15 protein-coding genes and 1 tRNA gene are annotated in these 20,110 nt (G+C 59.5%); 10 read left to right on the forward strand and 6 right to left on the reverse strand.

Annotation, left to right across the window (positions count from 1 at the left end):
- Positions 1–196 precede the first annotated feature (196 nt).
- Complete coding sequence (gene gabP, locus GIW79_RS27770; protein ID WP_034125525.1) at positions 197–1,588, reverse strand: GABA permease; 1,392 nt, start codon at positions 1,586–1,588, stop codon at positions 197–199.
- A gap of 555 nt (positions 1,589–2,143) precedes the next feature.
- On the opposite strand from gabP, the gene GIW79_RS27775 reads away from it, so the two are divergent.
- The 5 genes from GIW79_RS27775 to GIW79_RS27795 all read left to right on the forward strand — a co-directional run bounded on the left by GIW79_RS27775 (position 2,144) and on the right by GIW79_RS27795 (position 6,349).
- Positions 2,144–2,917, forward strand: coding sequence for an ABC transporter ATP-binding protein (locus GIW79_RS27775; protein ID WP_236455494.1), 774 nt, complete (start codon positions 2,144–2,146; stop codon positions 2,915–2,917).
- A 13-nt stretch (positions 2,918–2,930) separates the two neighbouring features.
- Positions 2,931–3,683, forward strand: coding sequence for an ABC transporter substrate-binding protein (locus GIW79_RS27780; protein WP_014716503.1), 753 nt, complete (start codon positions 2,931–2,933; stop codon positions 3,681–3,683).
- Positions 3,684–3,757: 74 nt separating this feature from the next.
- Entirely contained in the window at positions 3,758–4,453 is a 696-nt protein-coding gene (locus tag GIW79_RS27785) for an ABC transporter permease (RefSeq protein WP_005783890.1), read from the forward strand.
- A gap of 38 nt (positions 4,454–4,491) precedes the next feature.
- Complete coding sequence (locus GIW79_RS27790; RefSeq protein WP_032803763.1) at positions 4,492–5,181, forward strand: ABC transporter permease; 690 nt, start codon at positions 4,492–4,494, stop codon at positions 5,179–5,181.
- On the forward strand, positions 5,162–6,349 hold the full coding sequence (locus tag GIW79_RS27795; protein WP_236455504.1) for a methyltransferase: 1,188 nt from the start codon (positions 5,162–5,164) through the stop codon (positions 6,347–6,349). Before GIW79_RS27790 ends, GIW79_RS27795 begins: the two co-directional genes overlap by 20 nt.
- Before the next feature lie 241 nt (positions 6,350–6,590).
- On the opposite strand, the gene bcsQ is transcribed toward GIW79_RS27795, so the two are convergent.
- Positions 6,591–7,487, reverse strand: a complete 897-nt coding sequence (gene bcsQ, locus GIW79_RS27800) for a cellulose biosynthesis protein BcsQ (RefSeq protein WP_236455514.1) — start codon at positions 7,485–7,487, stop codon at positions 6,591–6,593.
- A gap of 329 nt (positions 7,488–7,816) precedes the next feature.
- Between bcsQ and GIW79_RS27805 the strand changes: the two genes are divergently transcribed.
- Positions 7,817–7,892 (forward strand) — tRNA-Thr (locus GIW79_RS27805).
- A gap of 633 nt (positions 7,893–8,525) precedes the next feature.
- Here the strand turns inward: GIW79_RS27805 and GIW79_RS27815 are convergent.
- From GIW79_RS27815 to GIW79_RS27825, 3 genes are all read right to left on the reverse strand, one after another.
- Positions 8,526–10,328, reverse strand: coding sequence for a B12-binding domain-containing radical SAM protein (locus tag GIW79_RS27815; protein ID WP_057975371.1), 1,803 nt, complete (start codon positions 10,326–10,328; stop codon positions 8,526–8,528).
- A gap of 1 nt (position 10,329) precedes the next feature.
- Positions 10,330–11,268, reverse strand: a complete 939-nt coding sequence (gene yddG, locus GIW79_RS27820; protein WP_034125522.1) for an aromatic amino acid exporter YddG — start codon at positions 11,266–11,268, stop codon at positions 10,330–10,332.
- 104 nt (positions 11,269–11,372) lie between these two features.
- Entirely contained in the window at positions 11,373–12,149 is a 777-nt protein-coding gene (locus tag GIW79_RS27825; RefSeq protein ID WP_054896634.1) for a helix-turn-helix domain-containing protein, read from the reverse strand.
- Positions 12,150–12,452: 303 nt separating this feature from the next.
- On the opposite strand from GIW79_RS27825, the gene GIW79_RS27830 reads away from it, so the two are divergent.
- The 3 genes from GIW79_RS27830 to GIW79_RS27840 are packed head-to-tail and all read left to right on the forward strand — an operon-like array spanning position 12,453 to position 15,790.
- A complete protein-coding gene (locus GIW79_RS27830; RefSeq protein WP_057975370.1) occupies positions 12,453–13,796 on the forward strand; it encodes a CHASE2 domain-containing protein in 1,344 nt (447 codons plus the stop codon).
- A 37-nt stretch (positions 13,797–13,833) separates the two neighbouring features.
- Positions 13,834–14,199, forward strand: coding sequence for a hypothetical protein (locus GIW79_RS27835; protein ID WP_014716500.1), 366 nt, complete (start codon positions 13,834–13,836; stop codon positions 14,197–14,199).
- 13 nt (positions 14,200–14,212) lie between these two features.
- Entirely contained in the window at positions 14,213–15,790 is a 1,578-nt protein-coding gene (locus tag GIW79_RS27840; protein ID WP_057975369.1) for a M48 family metallopeptidase, read from the forward strand.
- 81 nt (positions 15,791–15,871) lie between these two features.
- Here the strand turns inward: GIW79_RS27840 and GIW79_RS27845 are convergent, their stop codons facing one another.
- Positions 15,872–17,158, reverse strand: coding sequence for an OprD family porin (locus GIW79_RS27845; RefSeq protein ID WP_034125518.1), 1,287 nt, complete (start codon positions 17,156–17,158; stop codon positions 15,872–15,874).
- A gap of 407 nt (positions 17,159–17,565) precedes the next feature.
- Between GIW79_RS27845 and GIW79_RS27850 the strand changes: the two genes are divergently transcribed.
- On the forward strand, positions 17,566–19,641 hold the full coding sequence (locus tag GIW79_RS27850) for a TonB-dependent receptor (protein ID WP_236455517.1): 2,076 nt from the start codon (positions 17,566–17,568) through the stop codon (positions 19,639–19,641).
- The last annotated feature ends 469 nt before the right edge of the window (positions 19,642–20,110 follow it).

Raw genomic sequence — 20,110 nt, forward strand, 5'->3', positions numbered from 1 at the left:
TTAAGAGCCCGAGAAGACAACCAGTGACTTGTGGCGAGGGAGCTTGCTCCCGTTGGACTGCGTAGCAGTCCCATTTTGGGGGCCGCTTCGCGCCCCAGCGGGAGCAAGCTCCCTCGCCACAGTTACCGATTCTGTCTTAACTGACTGGCAAGCCCGGCTCCCACATTGTTGCGCGGTGCATTACCACCGTCTCTCGTCAGTTAAGCGCCGCAGCCCCCACTCTTTGGGCCTTGCGACGGCTCGCCACCACCAACCCCGCCAATACCACCAGCAAGCTCAGAACCCCGGTGGCGATGATCTCGACCCGGTGCGCTTCCTGGAACAGCATGATGGTCAACGTACCGACGATAAACACCATCACTGCGTACGTCAGGCCTGGGAACAGCCACATCTTGAAGACGATCTTCTCGCCCGCTGCCGCACGCTTCTGGCGCATGCGCAGTTGCGACACCGCAATCACCAGGTACACCAGCAACGCAATGGCGCCGGAGCTGGCCAGCAGGAATTCGAACACCGCCGCCGGAGCGACGTAGTTGGCGAATACCGCCAGGAACGCGGCGCCGGTAGACAGCAACACCGCCCAGTAAGGCGTGCCGCTCTTGTTGGTGCGCTTGGCCACGGCCGGTGCGTCACCGCGACGGCCCAGGGAGAACAGCATGCGCGACGCGGTGTACAGCGCCGAGTTGAGGCAGCTGGTCACGGCAACCAGCACCACCAGGTCGACAATCAGCTTGGCGTTCGGAATGCCCATGCGCTCCAGCACGGTCTGGTAGGAGCCTACGGCAGCCAGGGTCGGATCGTTCCAAGGCACCAGGGACACCACGATGAAGATCGACAACAGGTAGAACAAACCAATCCGCCAGATCACCGAGTTGGTGGCCTTGGTGATTTGCTGGCCCGGGTTCTTCGATTCGGCTGCGGCGATGGTGACAATCTCGGTGCCCATGAACGAGAACATGGTGGTCAGGATCGCCGCCAATACGGCACCCATGCCGTTGGGCATGAACCCTTGGGTATCGAACAGGTGCGAAACACCGCTGACCTGGCTGGTGGGCAAGAAGCCGAAGATCGCGGCCAGGCCGAGGATCACAAAGCCCACGATCGCTACGACCTTGATCAGCGCAAACCAGAACTCGAACTCGCCGTAGTTCTTCACGCTGAACAAGTTGGTTGCGGTGAGCAGCAAGGTAATGACCAGGGTGAACACCCAGATCGCCACGTCGGGGAACCAGGCGTGCAGGATGGTCGCCGCCGCGTTGGCTTCCAGCGGAATCACCAGCACCCAGAACCACCAGTAGAGCCAGCCAATGGTGAAACCGGCCCAGTGGCCGATTGCCCGGTCGGCATAGGTAGAGAACGAACCGGTATCCGGTGACGCAACGGCCATCTCGGCCAGCATGCGCATCACCAGGACTACCAGCGTACCGGCGGCTGCATAGGCCAACAGCACAGCCGGGCCGGCAGCAGCGATCGCATGGCCGGAGCCGACAAACAAACCGGCGCCGATGACACCGGCAATCGACAGCATGGTGACGTGACGCGGTTTGAGCCCCTGTTCGAGGTCATTGGAGCTTTGCGTACTACTCATTGACACACCTTTGCGAGGAATTGCGAAAACGGTTCGCCCGGCTTGCAGCCTTTCTCGTGAAAAGAATCCAACAGGGCGTTCTTTATTTTTTACGCAAGATTTGCGCCAAAATATTTCAGAACCACAGTTGGCGGGGGCTGTAGGACAATTCACTACTCATCGCAAGTCATTGAGAACAATGGCATTCCGCTATAGCGTTACCGTGCGACTCACATTCATGGCATTGCGACGCACCAAAAACACACACAAAAAGTACGTGACGCCCCATAACCGGGCTGATATGGACCGTTTGCCCGGTTAACCCTTCCAACACCCGGCCAAAGCTGGCACCATCGCGCCCTTTTTTACGCGAAGCCTGTGGATCTTTCCGGGTCAAACGTCTGTAGGCTGTTGATGGCGCGACACACTGCTGCGCCGATGCGACACCCTGCCGCAGACCACCGGTTAACCGTCCGCAGCGCTGTTGGCTGTCATCCAAACGCTATGCTAGCTTGGCGCCTCGCCAGGAAGGCGGCCCAACAGCGAAGATCGCAACGAACACAATGAGGACCGCACATGGCCGAGGCCACGCCCGCGCTTGAAATCCGCAACTTGCATAAACGCTATGGTGAGCTTGAGGTACTCAAAGGTATCTCGCTGACCGCTCGCGACGGCGATGTGATCTCGATCCTGGGTTCCTCCGGTTCCGGCAAGTCCACTTTCCTGCGCTGCATCAACCTGCTGGAAAACCCGCACCAGGGCCAGATACTGGTGGCCGGCGAAGAACTCAAGCTAAAGGCCGCGAAAAACGGCGAACTGATGGCCGCCGACGGCAAGCAGATCAACCGCCTGCGCAGCGAAATCGGGTTTGTGTTTCAAAACTTTAACCTGTGGCCGCACATGAGCATCCTCGACAACATCATCGAGGCTCCTCGGCGCGTGCTCGGCCAGAGCAGGGCCGAAGCGATAGAAGTGGCCGAGGCCCTGCTGGCCAAGGTTGGTATCGCCGACAAGCGCCACGCCTACCCTGCGCAACTCTCTGGCGGCCAACAACAACGCGCAGCGATTGCGCGTACCCTGGCGATGCAGCCTAAAGTCATCCTGTTCGACGAACCGACGTCGGCGCTTGACCCGGAAATGGTCCAGGAAGTACTTAATGTGATCCGCGCGCTGGCCGAAGAAGGCCGCACCATGCTGCTGGTCACCCACGAAATGGGCTTCGCCCGCCAGGTATCCAGCGAAGTGGTGTTTTTGCACCAGGGCCTGGTCGAAGAGCAAGGATCGCCACAGCAGGTATTTGAAAACCCGCTTTCGGCGCGCTGCAAACAATTCATGTCCAGCAACCGCTAACGGAGCAACATGCATGCAGACCTATAAGAAATTCCTTCTGGCCGCGGCCGTCTCGATGGCGTTCAGCGCCACGGCCATGGCAGAAACCTTGAAGATGGGGATCGAAGCGGCCTACCCGCCGTTCAACAATAAAGACGCCAGCGGCAACGTTGTCGGCTTCGACAAGGACATCGGCGACGCCCTGTGCGCCAAGATGAAAGTCGAGAAGTGCGAAGTGTATGTGTCCGACTGGGACGGCATCATCCCGGCCCTGAACGCCAAGAAGTTCGACTTCCTGGTGTCCTCGCTGTCGATCACCGACGAGCGCAAGCAGGCGGTTGACTTCACCGACCCGTACTACTCCAACAAGCTGCAGTTCATTGCGCCCAAAGCCACTGCGGATTTCAAGACCGACGCCACTTACCTCAAAGGCAAGGTGATCGGTGCACAGCGCGCAACGCTGGCCGGTACCTACCTGGAAGACAAGCTGCCGGACACCGAAGCCAAGCTCTACGACACGCAGGAAAACGCCTACCTCGACCTGACCTCCGGTCGCCTCGACGGCATCCTGGCTGACAAGTACGTGCAGTACGAATGGCTCAAGAGCAAAGACGGTTCGGCCTATGAATTCAAAGGCGACCCGGTGGTAGAAAGCGACAAGATCGGTATCGCCGTACGCAAAGGCGACCCGCTGCGCGAGCGCCTGAACAAAGCCCTGGCAGAGATCAAGGCAGACGGCACCTACAAGAAGATCAACGACAAGTACTTCCCGTTCAGCATCGAATGATCTGAACGGCCTGCCCGGCGCGCTCCTGCGAGCGCGCTGGCTTTTAGCAATGCCTGCCGCGATATGAAAACACCATGAATTTCGATCTCTACGGATTCGGCCCGGCCCTTGCCGCCGGCGCGCTGATGACCGTCAAACTGGCGCTCACGGCCCTGTGCCTGGGGCTGGTGCTCGGCCTTGCCGGCGCCTTGGCCAAGACCTCCCCGTACAAGCCACTGCAATGGCTGGGCGGTGCGTATTCGACCATCGTTCGCGGTATTCCGGAATTACTGTGGGTGCTGCTGATTTACTTTGGCACCGTCAACCTGATGCGTGCGCTCGGTGAGTTCTTCGGCAACCCCGACCTGTCGCTGAGTGCCTTCGCCGCCGGCGTCATCGCCCTGGGCCTGTGCTTCGGCGCCTATGCAACGGAAGTGTTCCGCGGCGCGATCCTCGCCATTCCCAAGGGCCACCGCGAAGCCGGTGTGGCGTTGGGGCTGTCGAAGTTTCGGATTTTCACCCGGCTGATCATGCCGCAGATGTGGCGCATCGCCCTGCCGGGCCTGGGTAACCTGTTCATGATCCTGATGAAAGACACCGCGCTGGTGTCGGTGATCGGCCTGGAAGAAATCATGCGCCACGCGCAGATCGGCGTGACCGTGACCAAGCAACCCTTCACCTTCTTCATGGTCGCCGCCTTCATGTACCTGGGCCTGACCGTACTGGCGATGACCAGCATGCACTTCCTGGAAAAACGCGCCGCCCGCGGCTTTGCAAGGAGCACCCAATGAGCGGCGACTACAGCTGGCTATCGCACTTTGACCTGGGCCTGAACTGGGCCGTGATCATCAAGTGGCTGCCGAAGTTGGCCCAGGGCGCAACCCTGACCCTGGAGCTGGTGGCAATCGCCGTGATCGCCGGCCTGCTGCTGGCGATCCCTCTGGGCATCGCCCGCTCTTCGCGCCGCTGGTACGTGAGCGCCCTGCCCTACGGCTATATTTTCTTCTTCCGTGGCACGCCGCTGCTGGTGCAGTTGTTCCTGGTGTATTACGGCCTGGCGCAGTTCGACGCCGTGCGCAACAGCTTCATGTGGCCGTACCTGCGCGACCCGTTCTGGTGCGCCACCGCCACCATGACCCTGCACACCGCCGCCTACATTGCCGAGATCCTGCGCGGTGCGATCCAGGCCATTCCGCCGGGCGAAATCGAAGCAGCGCGGGCCCTGGGCATGTCCAAGCCCAAGACGCTGTTCTACATTATCCTGCCACGCGCCTCGCGCATCGGCCTGCCGGCCTACAGCAACGAAGTGATCCTGATGCTCAAGGCCAGCGCCCTGGCCAGTACCGTGACCCTGCTGGAACTGACCGGCATGGCGCGCACCATCATTGCCCGCACTTACTTGCCGGTGGAGATTTTCTTCGCCGCAGGGTTGTTCTACCTGCTGATGGCCTACGTGCTGGTGCGCGGCTTCAAACTGCTGGAAAAATGGCTGCGCGTCGATGCATGCCAAGGACGTTGAGGCACGCTTCCAGGCACTGGATGCATTCCTGATCGAGTACCAAGGGCTGTGGCGACCACGGCCCTTTACTCAGTTGCAGCTGCCCTGGGAAACCGAGCATCCCGAGTTATCCCAGTGGCTGCGCAAGCGTTCGCTGGCCGAAGCTGAAGCCAGTCACAACCAACCCCACGACCTGCCCGCGCCCACACCTTTTCCACAGCTGGCCGCTCACGCGCTGCGCCTCGCTACTGTGGATAAGTTACCCACGCACACCCTTGAGCCCGCTCGCCATCGTTTGAATGTCGACGTGCCAGGGCGCAAATGGCAACAGATCGAAGCCTTCGGCGCCGCACTGACTTTTACCCAAACGCCTGCCCACTGGTTGGACTGGTGCGCCGGCAAAGGCCACCTAGGCCGCCGCCTGCTGCAACCCGGCCAACGGTTGACTTGCCTGGAATATGACCCCGCCCTGCTCGCCTCCGGCCAAGCCTTGAGTGATCGCCACGACCTGCCCGCAACCCATCATCTGCAAGACGTGATGGCGGATGTCGCGATCCAGCCCGAACACACGCCGGTCGCCCTGCATGCCTGCGGCGACCTGCATGTGCGCCTGCTACAACTGGCCAGCGCCGCCGGCTGCAAACAACTGGCCCTGGCGCCCTGCTGCTACAACCGCATCACCGCCGACCGTTATCAACCCCTCTCCGCCGCCGGGCGTGCCTCCTTGCTGCAACTGTCGATTGAGGACCTGGGCCTGCCACTGAGCGAAACCGTCACCGCCGGCAACCGTGTACGCCAACAACGGGACACCTCCATGGCCCGCCGCCTGGGCTTTGACCAACTGCAACGGCAACTGCGTGGCTGCGACGACTACCTGCCAACACCTTCCCTGCCCGCCAGTTGGCTGGATAAACCCTTTGCCGACTATTGCCAGGAACTGGCAAGCCTCAAGGGCTTATCCACAGGCGAGCAGAACTGGCCGGCCCTGGAAGCCCACGGCTGGCAACGCCTGGCCGAGGTGCGCAACCTTGAGTTAGTGAGAGGCTTGTTTCGACGCCCATTGGAACTGTGGTTGGTATTGGACCGGGCACTGTTCATGGTGGAACAGGGCTACAACGTCGAGGTCGGCAGCTTCTGCGAACCATCGTTGACCCCTCGCAACCTGATGGTGCTGGCTGAGCGCGAATAAAGGGCAAAAAATCCTACAAGCACCCTGTGGATAACTCTGTTGATGAATACTTTGCTGAGGCCCTAGATATCGGCACTTCACACCCAAAGCCGGCCTGGTCATTTTTTGTTCACAAAATAAAGTGCACACAAAACAGGCAGTTGCAGCGTGCTGAGAACTGCTGCACAAAATGGCTGTTTCGTGACAGCTGTTACCAACCGATTGTGCATAAGCATCTGGCGCCACGCGCATAACGGGCGCTTTATGCGGTCTGTTTTGGCGCCTTCAGCCACAGGCAAATCTCGTTGATATCATCACTGGCCAGCCGTTTCGCCACGTTATCCAGCGGGTCGGATGAGTAGGCCAACGCCTCGTTGATGGCCATATCCCGATGAACTTCCAACGGGTCTTTGCCCAAGCGATGTTTGAACGCCTCAACCATGTCCAGACTGAAGGGGTTACTCTCATCCACCTGGTTAATCACCACCTGCACAACCGGCGGGCGCTCGCCCTCAAGGTGCGGAGCGAGCAGCAGGTCCAGATGATCCAGGGTCCCAAGGCAAGCAGCGTCCGCCTGCACGATGACCAGCACCACATCGGCAACGCTCAACGCTTGATGGAAATAGACGTTATTACCCGCGGGCGTATCGATGATCACCGTGTGCCGCTCGCTGAGCCCCAGGCATCCAAGACGCTGCGCCAGCCAACCGGGCTCCTGCTTGAGCCAGCGCTCGAGGCTTTCCTGCTGCTGGATATCGATATCGCCGAAGGTCATCACCTGGCAACCGGCAAAGCCCAACTGCTGCAAGGGCGCCCATTGCCCATGCTCCAGACTGGTGCGGCCGATGCCGGGCAAGGTGGAACTGACCCCAAAGTGATGATGCAAGGCATTCTGCGGGTCCAGGTCCAGCGCCACCACCGACTCACCCAGGCGCTGCAACCCACTGCTCAAGGCCGTGACCAGAGTGCTGCGGCCCACACCGCCATTGATAGACACCAACGCCACTATTTTAGGGCGCAGCTCCGGGGCATTGAGGGGCTGTTGGTAAATACTTTCGTCAGGAACACTGCCGAAAAAGTGCATTCTTGCATTGATGCCGTCGGCATCATGGGTAACGTCTTTGCCAAACAACGCCAGAATTTCTTTGCTTAGGCTCATAGCCTGCTCCTCACGACGCAGCTTAAAGACGTGAAGGTCAGCAAGTGCGGGCACTTGCCGCAGGTCTTTTTATAGGCGCCCTTATTGGGGGCATTCTGTGACAAAGGGTTTGAAGTGTCATTATTTTGCTGTTTTTATGCTCGGCTTTTTAGATGGACGGTAGACAGTCAATTTAATGGCTTTTTCAGCGTGTGTTTTTCCACAGGCTTGCAACCTGTGAAAACGTGCCCAAGACAGCCTGATCGCAAGAAACCTCCGACTTTGCAAAAATAGTCAGAATTCAGGGGTTTACAGAACCTTTCCAATCGCTATAATCGTCGCCCTAACACGCCGGTATAGCTCAGTTGGTAGAGCAACTGACTTGTAATCAGTAGGTCCCGGGTTCGACTCCTGGTGCCGGCACCATACAAGGTTCCAGAGAAGGCTTTCAAAATCTCTGGAACCCCCGAAAAACCCGCCTTCTGGCGGGTTTTTTCGTTTTGGCGCTCCGTCGGATTCCGCCAAATCTTATGGATACCAGCCGAAAACCACCTCGATTTTCACGGGCAATCGTCCGCCCTGCCCGCCCATCCTTCATCTGCAGGCCTGCACACAAATCAGCGACGAACCGGGGCATGGTCGTCTCGACGTGGTATCGGCTTATAACGATGATCGAGCACGAGCAAAACATTCGACATGGCGCTGTTCCTGGCGGATCTTCTCACCGGGTCGCATGCCATTCGCGAACGTCACCTACGCCAAGCAAAGACCATTCAAGCGGAGATCTCTAATCGCTTGCACAAAGATAATCCATGGACCTGGCAGCGAAAGCATCTCGCATGGTTTCTAAACCGTCACGTGAACCAGCACGCTGAATCGACGCGCTATTACTGGCTACTGACCGCGCATTTGCTCACTCTTCGCTTAGGAAAATTCAACCTATAGATGAAGGTCAAAAACCGGTCAGAAGCAGGCTGATGGTGTAAGTGGCTCAATTGACGTGTGAGGTTGTTTGGCTACTCGCTCGAAGTCATTGAACGAGTAGGGCTGCGTAAAAAATCAGACATCCACTGGCCACGTTCCGCGCCGCACCATTTCCCGCACCCGATCAGCACCATTGGCGCGTACCAGCAATTCCATACGGGCTTTTTCGATGTCCTCGGCACTCCATTGCTCGGTGGCCATGGTGGCTTTTTCGTGAGACCAGCCATTGTCGTAGTGACGGACCACATACTGCTGTTGGTATGCCCACATCTCGGTGCCCGGAATCGGGGTCACGATAAACGGGTTGGCGTAGGCCATGCCTGCGCCCATAAGGCTGACGGCATAATCAATGGTATTACCGATTTGCCCCAGGCTTTCGATGAACGGCTGTTCGGCAGCCGAGGCCGGCGGGTTGACGAAGCCGAGCATGAAGCCGCCCGTCACCTGAATTCCGCACTCGGTAAACATCTGGATGATCTCAAAGGTTGCCTGCTGAATCGCGTTGAAACGCGACTTGTTGGAGTTCACCAGGCTCTCTTCGTTGGCGCTCTCCACCGCAAGGTAAATGTTGTAGCAACCGTTGTCGGCGATTGAACGGATAAACGTCTTCGCCGTGAGACCGCCGCGAATGGCAGCGATGACGTTGCGGTAGTGCGGGCTTTTGAGTTCCTGCTCATCAAGTTCCGCCAGAAATCGCTCGCCCTTGTGCAGCAGCACCAGATTGAACAGGCTCAGCCCACCTTCCTCGACCCACGGCAAATGGTGTTTCTTCAACAGCTTGCCGACCTCCATAGCGTACAGCGGGTCATGCATCAAGTGATCGTCTTCGATCAACACTTCGGTCACGCCTTGTTTGACCAAATCCGCCAGATGCAGGTCGAACCAGTCCAGCCCCAATGCCCGCCAGGGGCCGTTGATTTTGGGGATATAGCAGAAGTTGCAATTGACGTTGCAGCCTATGGTGGAAAAGATCTGCGCCCAGGCGCCGGTCTTGCGCACCCGCGCACCGGAGGAATGATAGGGCTGCAAGTAGTTGTTCATGTTCAGGAAACTGAAATCCGGCAACGGCATGACGCCCAGCCGCTCATCCAGATCCTGCCGGGCCGGGACAATGCTCAAGTAGCTGGATTTGCGCGTCGGTCGAACTAGTTGGCCACTGTAGCTGCGATAGGCAATGCCCGGCACCGCGTCGACATTGCCGCCTTCATGGGTGACCGCGTCGAGCAGCAGCGTGAAGGCGCGATCCGCTTCGTTGATCAGGGTGAAATCGAAAGGCGAGTCCAGCAAGGCATTCTGCCAGTCACCGCTGGAATGGGCACCGCCCGTCACCAGCAGCAAATTTGGATCGATGGATTTCACCAGGTCGGCCAGCGCCCGGGCGTTGCCCCATTGCACGGTGTAGTTGCACTGGATGCCGACGATGTCCGGTTGTGCATCTTCGATGATCTTGCGCATTTGCACATCGGTGAGGCCATAGCGGACCAAATGGCCCTGATCGACGTTCACCAGAGTGTTTTCCTGGGACCAGCCGGCGAATGGCGCGTCGACGATCTGCACCTCGTAGCCGGCGCGCTTGGCCACCGTGGCGATGCGCAACAGGCCAATGGGCGTGCCGGCGCGTTTCATTACTTCGAACGTGTCGATGCCGATGTCGGCAAATGCGCTGCCCAGCGGTACCGGCTCAATCAGCCGCGTGTAAGGCGGCACGAACAGCAACACACGTGGCGCTTCGCCATTTGCGCGGCGGCGAATGCCGCTGCGGCTGGACTTCAATGACGGTAGTCCCAGATGCTGGAGCGCAGGACGAGTGGGCGCCACGCTGAATCGTGGCAGGTCGCGTTCAATTCTTGTGGCGCCTTCAGAGGCAATCAGGTCCATCTCAAAGCTCCTTTACAACAGTGATGTCGGCGTTGGGCTGGCCTGTTTTCGAGGTGGCGATAACAGCGCCAACGATAATCAGCAGTGTGGGAATAATCAGGATCGGGCTGGCATGGCTTTGCCCTATGGCCACCAGCAGCAGGGTCGAGATCAGGGGGGCCAGATAGGAGAGAGCGCCGAGCATCGCCAGGCTGCCGTGCTTGGTGGCGTGGTCCCAGGCGAAAAACGCCAGGCCCACCGGCCCCAGGCCAAGGCCGACGATGGCCGCCCATTGCCCGGCGCTTGGAATGACCGCGGTTTCAAACGCCAGATGGCAGACCAGGCCGGCCACTGCGACGAGGCCACAGATGCCACCAATGATGCTGCTTGGCACGTCACTGAAACGGCGGTTGATCACCGAATAGGACGACCAGACCAGCGCGCAGGCGAAGGCGGCCAGGTAGCCGGCTACCGGCATGGCGGCGGCTTCATCCGAGGCGCGCTGTTGCATGATGAACGCCGTACCGGCCAACCCCAGCAGCGCGCCGAGTAACTGGCGTTTGCGCAGCCGTTCCCCCGCGCTGAAGGCCGAGAGCAGCACAATCAACAGTGGCCACAGGTAGGCAATCAGGCTCGCCTCGGCAACCGGGGCAGCCTTGAGGGCGAAAAAATACAGCGCGTGGTAGGCGAATATCCCTAGAAAACCGACCGCCCATACCGACCAGGGCTGACGCCAGCTGCGAAACCCCGCCATGCCGTTGCGGCCAAGGATGCACAGGCTCGCTACAAACGCGACGGCAAAACTCAGGGTCAGCAGTTGGAAGGGTGGAATGCCTTCGGTGAGGCTGGTCAGCAACGCCAGGCATGACCACAGGAACACCGCGATCACGCCGATGGCGGTGGCCGAGGCTGCGGCTCTGACAGACACCTGTGTTTTGGCAATGCGCGTCACTTCGGTCATCTACGCCCCGTCTGATTTATCCTTGTCGGTGGGGCAATCATAGAAAGGTCCGGCCGGGCGGGTATTGATGAGCACTGCTGAAGATTTGTTCAGGCCTGCCGGATTCACCTTACCCGCGAACTTCGTCGCACCGTGGCCGGCGTCAGGTCGCGGTTCTTTTTCAGGGCGTGGGTGAGTGCACTTTGATCGGCATAACCGACGCGGTGGGCGATCTCGGTGATCGACAGCGCGGTTTCGCACAGCAAGTCGATGGCACGGTTGAGACGCAAGGTGGCGATATGCGCAAAAGGCGTGCTATTCAAATGGCGAGCGAACAGCACGTAGAGTTGCCGCTCGCTGGTGCCTGCCACCCGTGCAATCTCGGTGGCGCTAAGCCGGCTGTCCAGATGGCTTTCGATGTAAGCGAGTGCCCGTGCCAGGGTGAACTGACCATGCTCAGGGATGATTCCGGGCGGCAGCGTCAGCGAAGACAGCAGCAAAGTACTCCAGGACTCCGCCACCTGAGGTGAACTGGTCAGCAAGGGCGCGCTGCGGCTGGCGTATTCGAGTAAATGGCGGATTTCCGGGCCTACTGGGAAAAAGCGTTTGTCGGCCTGGAGTCTGGTCGACAGGTCGAGATTCTTGGGCCCGCCGAACGTCGTGGCCGGCACGTCGAGTACCAGAAAGATATTGGCCTTTTGCGCCAGAAACGCATGGCGAGCACCGGCAGGAATTACCACGCCCTGACTCCAGTCGACCTTGCCGGCCCGACCGTCGACTTCGATGTCCATGGAGCCGGACTGCGGCAGCACGAGCTGATGAAAGTCGTGATCGTGCAATTCGACTTGGCCCGAATACGAACGAAGGGCCAGTGAAACCGCTGGGTTATCGTGACTGCCCATAGCGCCTCTCCGTTGGCTCAGGTTCACATCATGCCTGAGTCAGAGAACCCGGTGCCACTCCCGCGAGCGCTCAGGGGAGATGCGACGAGTCATCGGCAAGAACTCCTGCGGGACGCGGGCTGATTTCATCGCGGGCAAGCCCGGCGCCCACAGCGCAAAGCCCTGGCCAGGATAGGCCAGGGCTTTTTACGAATGACGACCCATGCGCCCATAGCGATATGGCACATAGCCACTTTTCCAATTGACACCCCCTCCCCACTCCGTTAAAAACCCCGCCTTGCTTGCGTTTTTATCGAGACATGGATGTTGTCCAAACCCCCGCTGTTCAAATACCGCCGCTATTGGCTGGCGGTCATCATCGTGTTGCTGGCGATTCTTGATCCTTTCGGCCTGGCCAGTTCCAGCGACAAGGCGTCGGCGCAGTGGCTCAATCGTATGTTCGCCAGTCACTACCCGAGCCTTGGGCAGCAGCGGGTGGCGGTGGTGTTGATCGATGATGCCTACCTGATGCGCAATAACAGTTCGTGGCCCATGCCCTATGGCGAGCAGAGCAAGTTGTTCAAGCGCTTGCTGGCGTACAAGCCCCAGGCGGTGTTTGTGGATTTGCTTTATAGCCACGACCACTCGTTTGGCGACCCGACGCGGGGCAGCCAGTTGCTGGCGAATGTGTTTGAGCGTTATCAACGCCAACGCATCCCGTTGTGGCTGGCCAATACTGGGTTGACTCGGGCAGAGGCGGGCCAGGCGAATACGCTGGCGCCGTTCATGCAGGTGAGCCAGCCGGCGCTGGTTGTATGGGAAGGGGTGGATGACAAGTATCCACTGGCGATGCGCACACATGCAGGGCTGATGGAAACTCCCGCCCTGTCGCTGTATCGAGTGTTCTGTGCCACGCAGCACTGCAAGCAGCCGCCGGTGGATGTGCAAGCCGCTGCGCAGCGCCAGCCCATCGCGGTGCAGTGGGGGCTGAAGCTGGCGCCCGAACAGGCACGTATTGCCGATATCCGCCACTGCGCGCCGGCACGGCATTTTTTGCTGGACGGGGTGGCGCAGTTATTTCAGGCGGTGTTCTGGAAGCTCGACGACTCGGCCCAGGCGCGCTGCCCTTATACGCTGACGTTGTCGGCCAGTGACCTGGAGGTCAGCGACCCCGATGACCAGGCACTGGTCGCCGACTTACTGCGCGACCGCCTGGTGTTGGTGGGCGCCAATATCGCGTCTACAGGGGACCTGGTGGAGTCGCCGGTACACGGCCAACTCCCTGGCGTTTACCTGCACGCCATGGCGCTGGACAACCTGATCAATGCGGGCATGGACTACGACCATGAACCTGCCAATTTCCCCCACTTGCCGTTCAATTGGCTGGACCTGCTGGAGCTCGGGCTGCTGGCGTTGATCGCCGTGCTCAAGGCGCTGCACGCACGTCGCCTGGCGGGCCATCGCACCTGGAGCCGGTGGCGGCGCCAGGAAATCTGGTTCTTTACCTCGCCGTGCCCGTCGTGGCTGTTGGTGATGTCGATGTTGGCGGGGGTCAGTGTGTTGCTGAGCCTCAATGACATCACCCCGGTCAACGTACTGGGCATTGTGTTGCTGTCGTTGGTGCTGTTCAGCGAGCGGATCGAAGCCTTCTTCGACCGCGATCGCTGAGTGCACCGCTCTGCTATCTGACTCAAGGAAACCAAGGATGAACAGAAGCCTCATCGTCTTGCTCGCCGCCCTCTTCACCCAGGGCGCCTGGGCAGAAACCCACAGTATCAAGGCGTTCCTCGCCGACCCGGTGACAGTGCTGGACGAGCAGGGCAAGCAACAACGTGAGCTGGCGAAAAAGGACGCGCCCACCCAGCCCCTGCCGGTGTTGCAGTACAACCAGGCACTGGACCTGGTGCAGGTAGAACTGGCAGGCCAGAAGGTGTGGCTGGACACCATGGATTTGCGCATCGAGCCCCCGCTGAACGTCGTCGACCTGCCCTGCCAGGGCCTGACCAAAAGCCAGGCCAAGGACAGCCGCAACAACTCCACCATCGGTTTTGGTGCCGGCTGCAATCAATAAAAGGAGCGTTGCGGTGAAGGGATATCTAGTAGCAGCCAGCCTGTTGGCCAGTTCGGTGCTCAGTGGTTGCGCCACCATGAAAGGCGCAGACCAGGCGTTTATGAACCTGGTGGGGCCCTCGACCCAGTCCCGGGTTCAGGGCCATTACGTGGATAACAGCGACGTACGCCAGTATTACAAGCTCGACCCACAGCGCCAGAGCCAGCAGCGTTTGAGCTACGACGGGCGTGCGGTACCGGCCGCTGAAGCGCGCCAGCAGAACCTGGTGGATATCCCGATGCTGCAAGGCTACTTGCAGGGCATCGTCACGCGCTTGTCCAAGGGCTGGCCGGGGGAGTTGCCGCCGCTGCAGGTGAAGATCACCGACAGCTATGGCTTCGGGCCGTCGGCAGACCCCTACGGCAACCTGTTCGTGCCGCTGGGCATGCTGGACAACGTCGCCAGCGAAGACGAAATCGCCGCGATGCTGGGCCATGAAATGAGCCACGTATTGCTGCATCACCATGACCGCATGGCCGCTTTCCAGCAGCAGAAAGACATGTTCACCACCGTCGCCTCCACGGTCGCCTTGGCCACGATGGCTGCCGATACGGGCGTGGACCGCAGCTCCGGTACGATGAAACTGTTCAGTAAGGACCCAGCCGGCACCCAGAAGACCATCGGTAACACCGTACTGTACACCGCCCTGGCCAATACCTTTTCCGATCAGGTATGGAGCACCGCCTGGGGCCGCAGCCAGGAAGACCAGGCCGACTTGCTGGGCACCGACTTGATGATCCGCGCCGGTTACGCGCCACGAGCCGCCACCCATAGTCTGGAGCGCCTCAACGACTTCCAGGGCAAGCAGAAGCCCTTGCTCACGGGGTTCCTCACGGCGCGCAAGAATGCCATGCAGGATTCGCTGCAGCAGTTCAATCTCAACCAGTTCACCAAAGAGCTGGACGTGCTGGTCAAGGATGGCTTGACCACCGGCATCACCGCGACCAGCCAATACTTCAACCGCTCACATATGTCGGCGATGGACCGCGACACCGAGCTGCGCCAGTACTTGCAACGCGAGTATCGCCAGGAACGCCGCGCCCGGGTCAACCCGCAAAGCTGGTCGAAAATGAAGAATACGCCCCAGGTGGCGAAGGCTTTGCAGGGCTATAAAGACGCGTACTTCGCAATTGATGCCCTGGAGAAAAACAAGGTGCCGCAGGCTGACGCTTTCATCCGCAAGGCTCTGGCCTCGCCGGTAAAAGACCAGCCGAGCATTCGGCGCACCGCCTATACCGTGCGCCTGGCCCAAGGCAAAAACAGCGAAGCGGTGAAAGAGTTGCAGGCGATCAAGGACTGGTCCCTGGCAGGGCCTTCCACCTATGACTTGATGATCAGCTACCACCTCAAGCGCGGTGACGGGCAATCGGCCCTGGCGATGATCGACAAGGCGGAACGCAACCTGGGCTCGGAAGAACTGTTTATTACCGAGAAGCTGTTGGCCAACCAGCAACTGCAGAATGCGCAGCAGGTGCAAAGCGTACTGCGCAAATGCGAGCAGTACCCGACGCGCAAAGAGAACTGCAAAAAGCTCGCACCGGTCAAAGCCTGACGCCCCCGCGAGCGGACAATAAAAAACCCCGAACCAGTCGGGGTTTTTTATCGCCTGGCATCAGGCACGACATTCGATCAATTAGAAAACGTTGATCGGGTAGTCGGCGAACAGACGGATTTCGTTACCGCCTACGTTGTAGTTGCTGGCGTTGTTGGAAACGCGCAACCACGAGGCACGGGCACGCAGGCTCAGGTCTTTGGCTGGGCCGCTCTGTACCACGTACTTGAACTGGTTCCAGATTTCACGCTCGGTGCCATCGCCACGGCCAGTGCCGTCGTCGATGTTGGTGCCGCGCACGTAGGCAATGTTGTAGGTCAGGCCCGGTACGCCGAAGGTGGCGAAGTCGATGCCATAACCTGCTTGCCAGGAGCGCTCGTCCTTGCCGTTGAAGTCGGACCAGTAGGAGTTGGCCAGCAGGATGGTATTGCCGCCGTCGCCAATGCCGCCAGCGTTGCGGTAGCCACCGTACAGGTAGCCGGTGTCACCGGTGCTGCGCTGGTGAGCGAGGGTGAAGCTGTGCGCGCCAACGGCCCAGGTAGCGCCCAGGCTCCAGATCTTGTTGTCGCGAGCGTCCGCATCACCTTGGTTTTCCAGGGCGAAGCTGCGGTCCAGCTTGGTTTTGTAGCCGTTGAAGTCAAATGTCAGCGACTGTTGTTCTGGCAGGGCCAGCACGTAGTTGACGTTGACGTATTGCTTCTTCAGCACGTCCTGCATGTCGGAGGCGTACAAAGCAGCCGACAGGCTTTCGGTGAATTTGTAGCTACCACCGATGTAGTTGATGCTCTTCAAGCGGCCGCTGTCGCTGCCCTCGGCGCTCTTGCGAGCTTCCTTGGTGAAGTGACCAGCATCCAGTTGCAGGCCGGCGATCTCTTTGGAAACGATCGAGGTGCCCTCGTAGGTTTCCGACAGCAGACGCGAGTTGTCGTATTGCAGGACCGGCACGGCTGGCATCTGCTGACCGTATTTGATCACGGTGTTGGAGATACGCGCCTTGACGGCTGCGCCGCCTTTGGCCAGGTCGTTGGCGGCTTCTCCGCTGTCACCTTGCTTGAAGAAGTCGATACCGCCAGCGCCGCTGCGACCTTTACCACCATCCAGGCGGATAGCGTATTGGCCAATCACATCCACACCCACACCGACGGTGCCTTGGGTGAAGCCGGACTCGAACTTGCCGATGAAGCCTTGGCCCCATTCAGCTTTGTCCTGCTTGCCGTTTTTGTAGTCACGGCTGATGTAGGCGTTACGTGCTGCGATGTTCAGGTGGCTGTCTTCAACGAAACCCTTGGATTGCTCCTGGTCGTTTGCCATTGCTGTCGATGCGCTCAAAATCCCCAGAGCGATCAGACTCATCCGTTGCTTCAACATTTTCTTATATTCCTTATTACGGGTTGAGTACGCGCTGTGACACCAGGCTCCTGTTGCTTTTCTGGTGTCGACCTTGCCAGCAAAAAGAAGGCCCGCGGACGACTGAACTGCCGCGGGCCTTTTTTATTGGATTTAGTCATGGTGGTTAGCCACAGGCGTTGGGCGCAATCCTATGCGGGCGTTGAACTATGTGTCAATTTCGTGAATCGTCTGTATTTAGGCGATATTCGTCTAAGAGGCGGGCTAAAGCGGCGGGATGAAAGCGTTGAAAACACCTTGATCAGCCTTTGGAAACACATTAAGTAACAAATCCGCATGCAATGCGTTAGGGAATAGATAACGCGCGCAAATGCAAAGCATTACCATTCGCGCACAATTTTCCTGCCACGTCATTTGGATACACTCTCATGCCTGCCCCTCGCCTGACGCCCCTCTCCCTTGGGCTCTCTGTCCTGCTGTCTGCTGGTTTTGCCGGTGCGGCCACGGTCTTGCCCGAAACCTCGATCAGCGTGGAAGCAGACGAAGACGACCCACGGGTCAAAGAGACCAGCACCGCCACACGCACCGCGACGGCTGTTCGCTACGTGCCCCAGGCGATCGACTCAGTCAAAACCGAAAGCCTGCGCTCCTATGGCACCAACGAGCTGGGCCAGGCATTGAGCGGTATCCCCAACGTCAGCAGCGGCGCCGATACACGCTTCGACAGCCTGCGCATACGTGGTTTCGACGCCAGCAATGACTTCTATCTGGATGGCATTCGCGACGACAGCCAGTACGTACGTGACCTGCATAACATCGAGCGTATCGAAGTGCTCAAGGGACCGGCCGCCGTGCTTTACGGGCGAGGCGGCCAGGGCGGGATCGTCAACCGGGTGAGCAAACTGCCAAGCCCAGGGCAAAAGTCCAGCATCGAAGCCCAAGGCGGCAGCAACGATCTGCGCAGCCTGTATGCCGACCTGAGTACCGACCCCACCGATAACATCAGCCTGCGCCTGAACATGGGCAACCAGGACAACAACAGCTTTCGCGATGGCGTCAGCGGCAACCGCCAGTTGTTCGCACCGTCGATGAGCTGGCAGCTCACTCCAGAGCTGAACTGGCTGGTGCAATACGAATACAGCCGCTACAACCGCACCCCAGACCGTGGCATTCCTGGTGTCAACGGGCGCCCGGCGGATGTCAGCCGCAGCACCACTTACTTTGATCACGGCGATTACATAGACGATAAGTCCCAGTCGCTGCGTTCCAGACTTGCCTACGAGCTCAACGCCGACTGGCAGCTGCGCCACACCCTCGGCGTGTTCAAGCTCGACAGCGATTTCGACAATACTTACCAGACCGGCTATGACCCGAAAACCAACACCGTCAGCCGCCAACACTGGCAGCAGGACCTGACCACCCGCAACGTGTTCAACAACCTGGAGCTGGAAGGCGGTTTCGACACCTTTGGCCTGGAGCACCGCCTGCTCACCGGTATTGAGCTGGGCAGCCAGCGCCGTGATCCGGAGCTGTACTCCGCTCGCGATGGCAAGACGGTGCCGAGCCTGGACCTCAACCAACCCAATCGCCGCCTGAGCCACACCGGGAGCATGCGACTGTCGAGTAACAACCACACCGAAGTCGAAAGCCGCGCCCTCTACATACAGGACCAACTGCGCCTGAATGACCAGTGGCAACTGCTGGGCGGGCTGCGTCACGACCGCTTCGAAGTGGACACCACCAACAAGCTGCTCGACATCCAACAGAACGTGAAAAGCCACAGCACCAGCCCGCGCGTCGGCCTGGTGTGGACGCCCCTGGAGCACCACTCGTTCTACGCCTCGTGGAGCAAGACTTTCACCCCAGCAGGCGGCGGCCTGATCGGCATCACGCCGAACGCCACCGGCAACGTCAACGACCTGAGCCCGGAGTTGACCAAGCAAAAAGAAATCGGCGTGAAGAGCGACTGGTTCGATGAGCGCCTGAGCACCACCCTGGCTGTGTACGAGCTGGAACTCTACAACCGCCGCACCAGCGACCCGCTGGACCGTACCATTACCCTGCTCACCGGCGAACAACGCTCACGCGGCGTGGAGCTGACCGCCACCGGCAAGATCGTCGACAACTGGTATGTGCGCGGCGGCGTAGGCCTGCAGGATGCCAAGGTGGAGAAGGACAACAACGGGTTTGAGGGCAAACGGATCAGCGACGTGGCCAAGCGCAACGCCAGCCTGTTCATCACCTGGAAGCCGGAGATGGGCTGGTACGCGGAAACCGGTTTGACCCTGGTGGGCGATCGTTACGCCGACAACCTCAACACCGTGGTGTTGCCGGGTTATGGCCGCTGGGACGCGCTGGCCGGGTTCCGTCAGAAAGAATGGGACGTGCGGGCAGCACTGAACAATATCGCTGATAAAAACTACTACGCCTCGGCGACCAGTGCGGCGCAGATTCAACCAGGTGAGCCGCGAAGCCTAGTAGTCACCGGTACCTACAGCTTCTGACACACCTCATGGGAACCAAAGCCTGTTCCCACACTGGTTAGGCATTGCCCACAACATCAGCGCCTGGCGCAGATCCCTGTGGGAGCGGGCTTGCCCGCGATAGCTGTGTGCCAGTCACCCAATCTTCAACTGAACCACCGCCATCGCAGGCAAGCCAGCTCCCACACTGGTTAGGTATTGCCCACAACATCAGCGCCTGGCGCAGATCCCTGTGGGAGCGGGCTTGCCCGCGAAAGCGGTGTGCCAGTCCCCCAATCTTCAACTGAACCACCGCCATCGCAGGCAAGCCAGCTCCCACACTGGCTAGGTAGTGCCCACAACATCAGCGCCTGGCGCAGATCCCTGTGGGAGATTCTATGGTTGAGGGGCAACCCTCAACCAACTTTTGGCTGATATTCGCTTTGCCCTTTCAGCAGAGCGAACACCACCCGAGCAAGCTTGCGGGCCAGTATTACCAACGCCTGTGTGG

Origin of the sequence: Pseudomonas sp. PA-7-1E, from assembly GCF_021605325.1 — a bacterium.
In the GTDB taxonomy this organism is placed as follows: Bacteria; Pseudomonadota; Gammaproteobacteria; order Pseudomonadales; family Pseudomonadaceae; genus Aquipseudomonas; species Aquipseudomonas fluorescens_BV.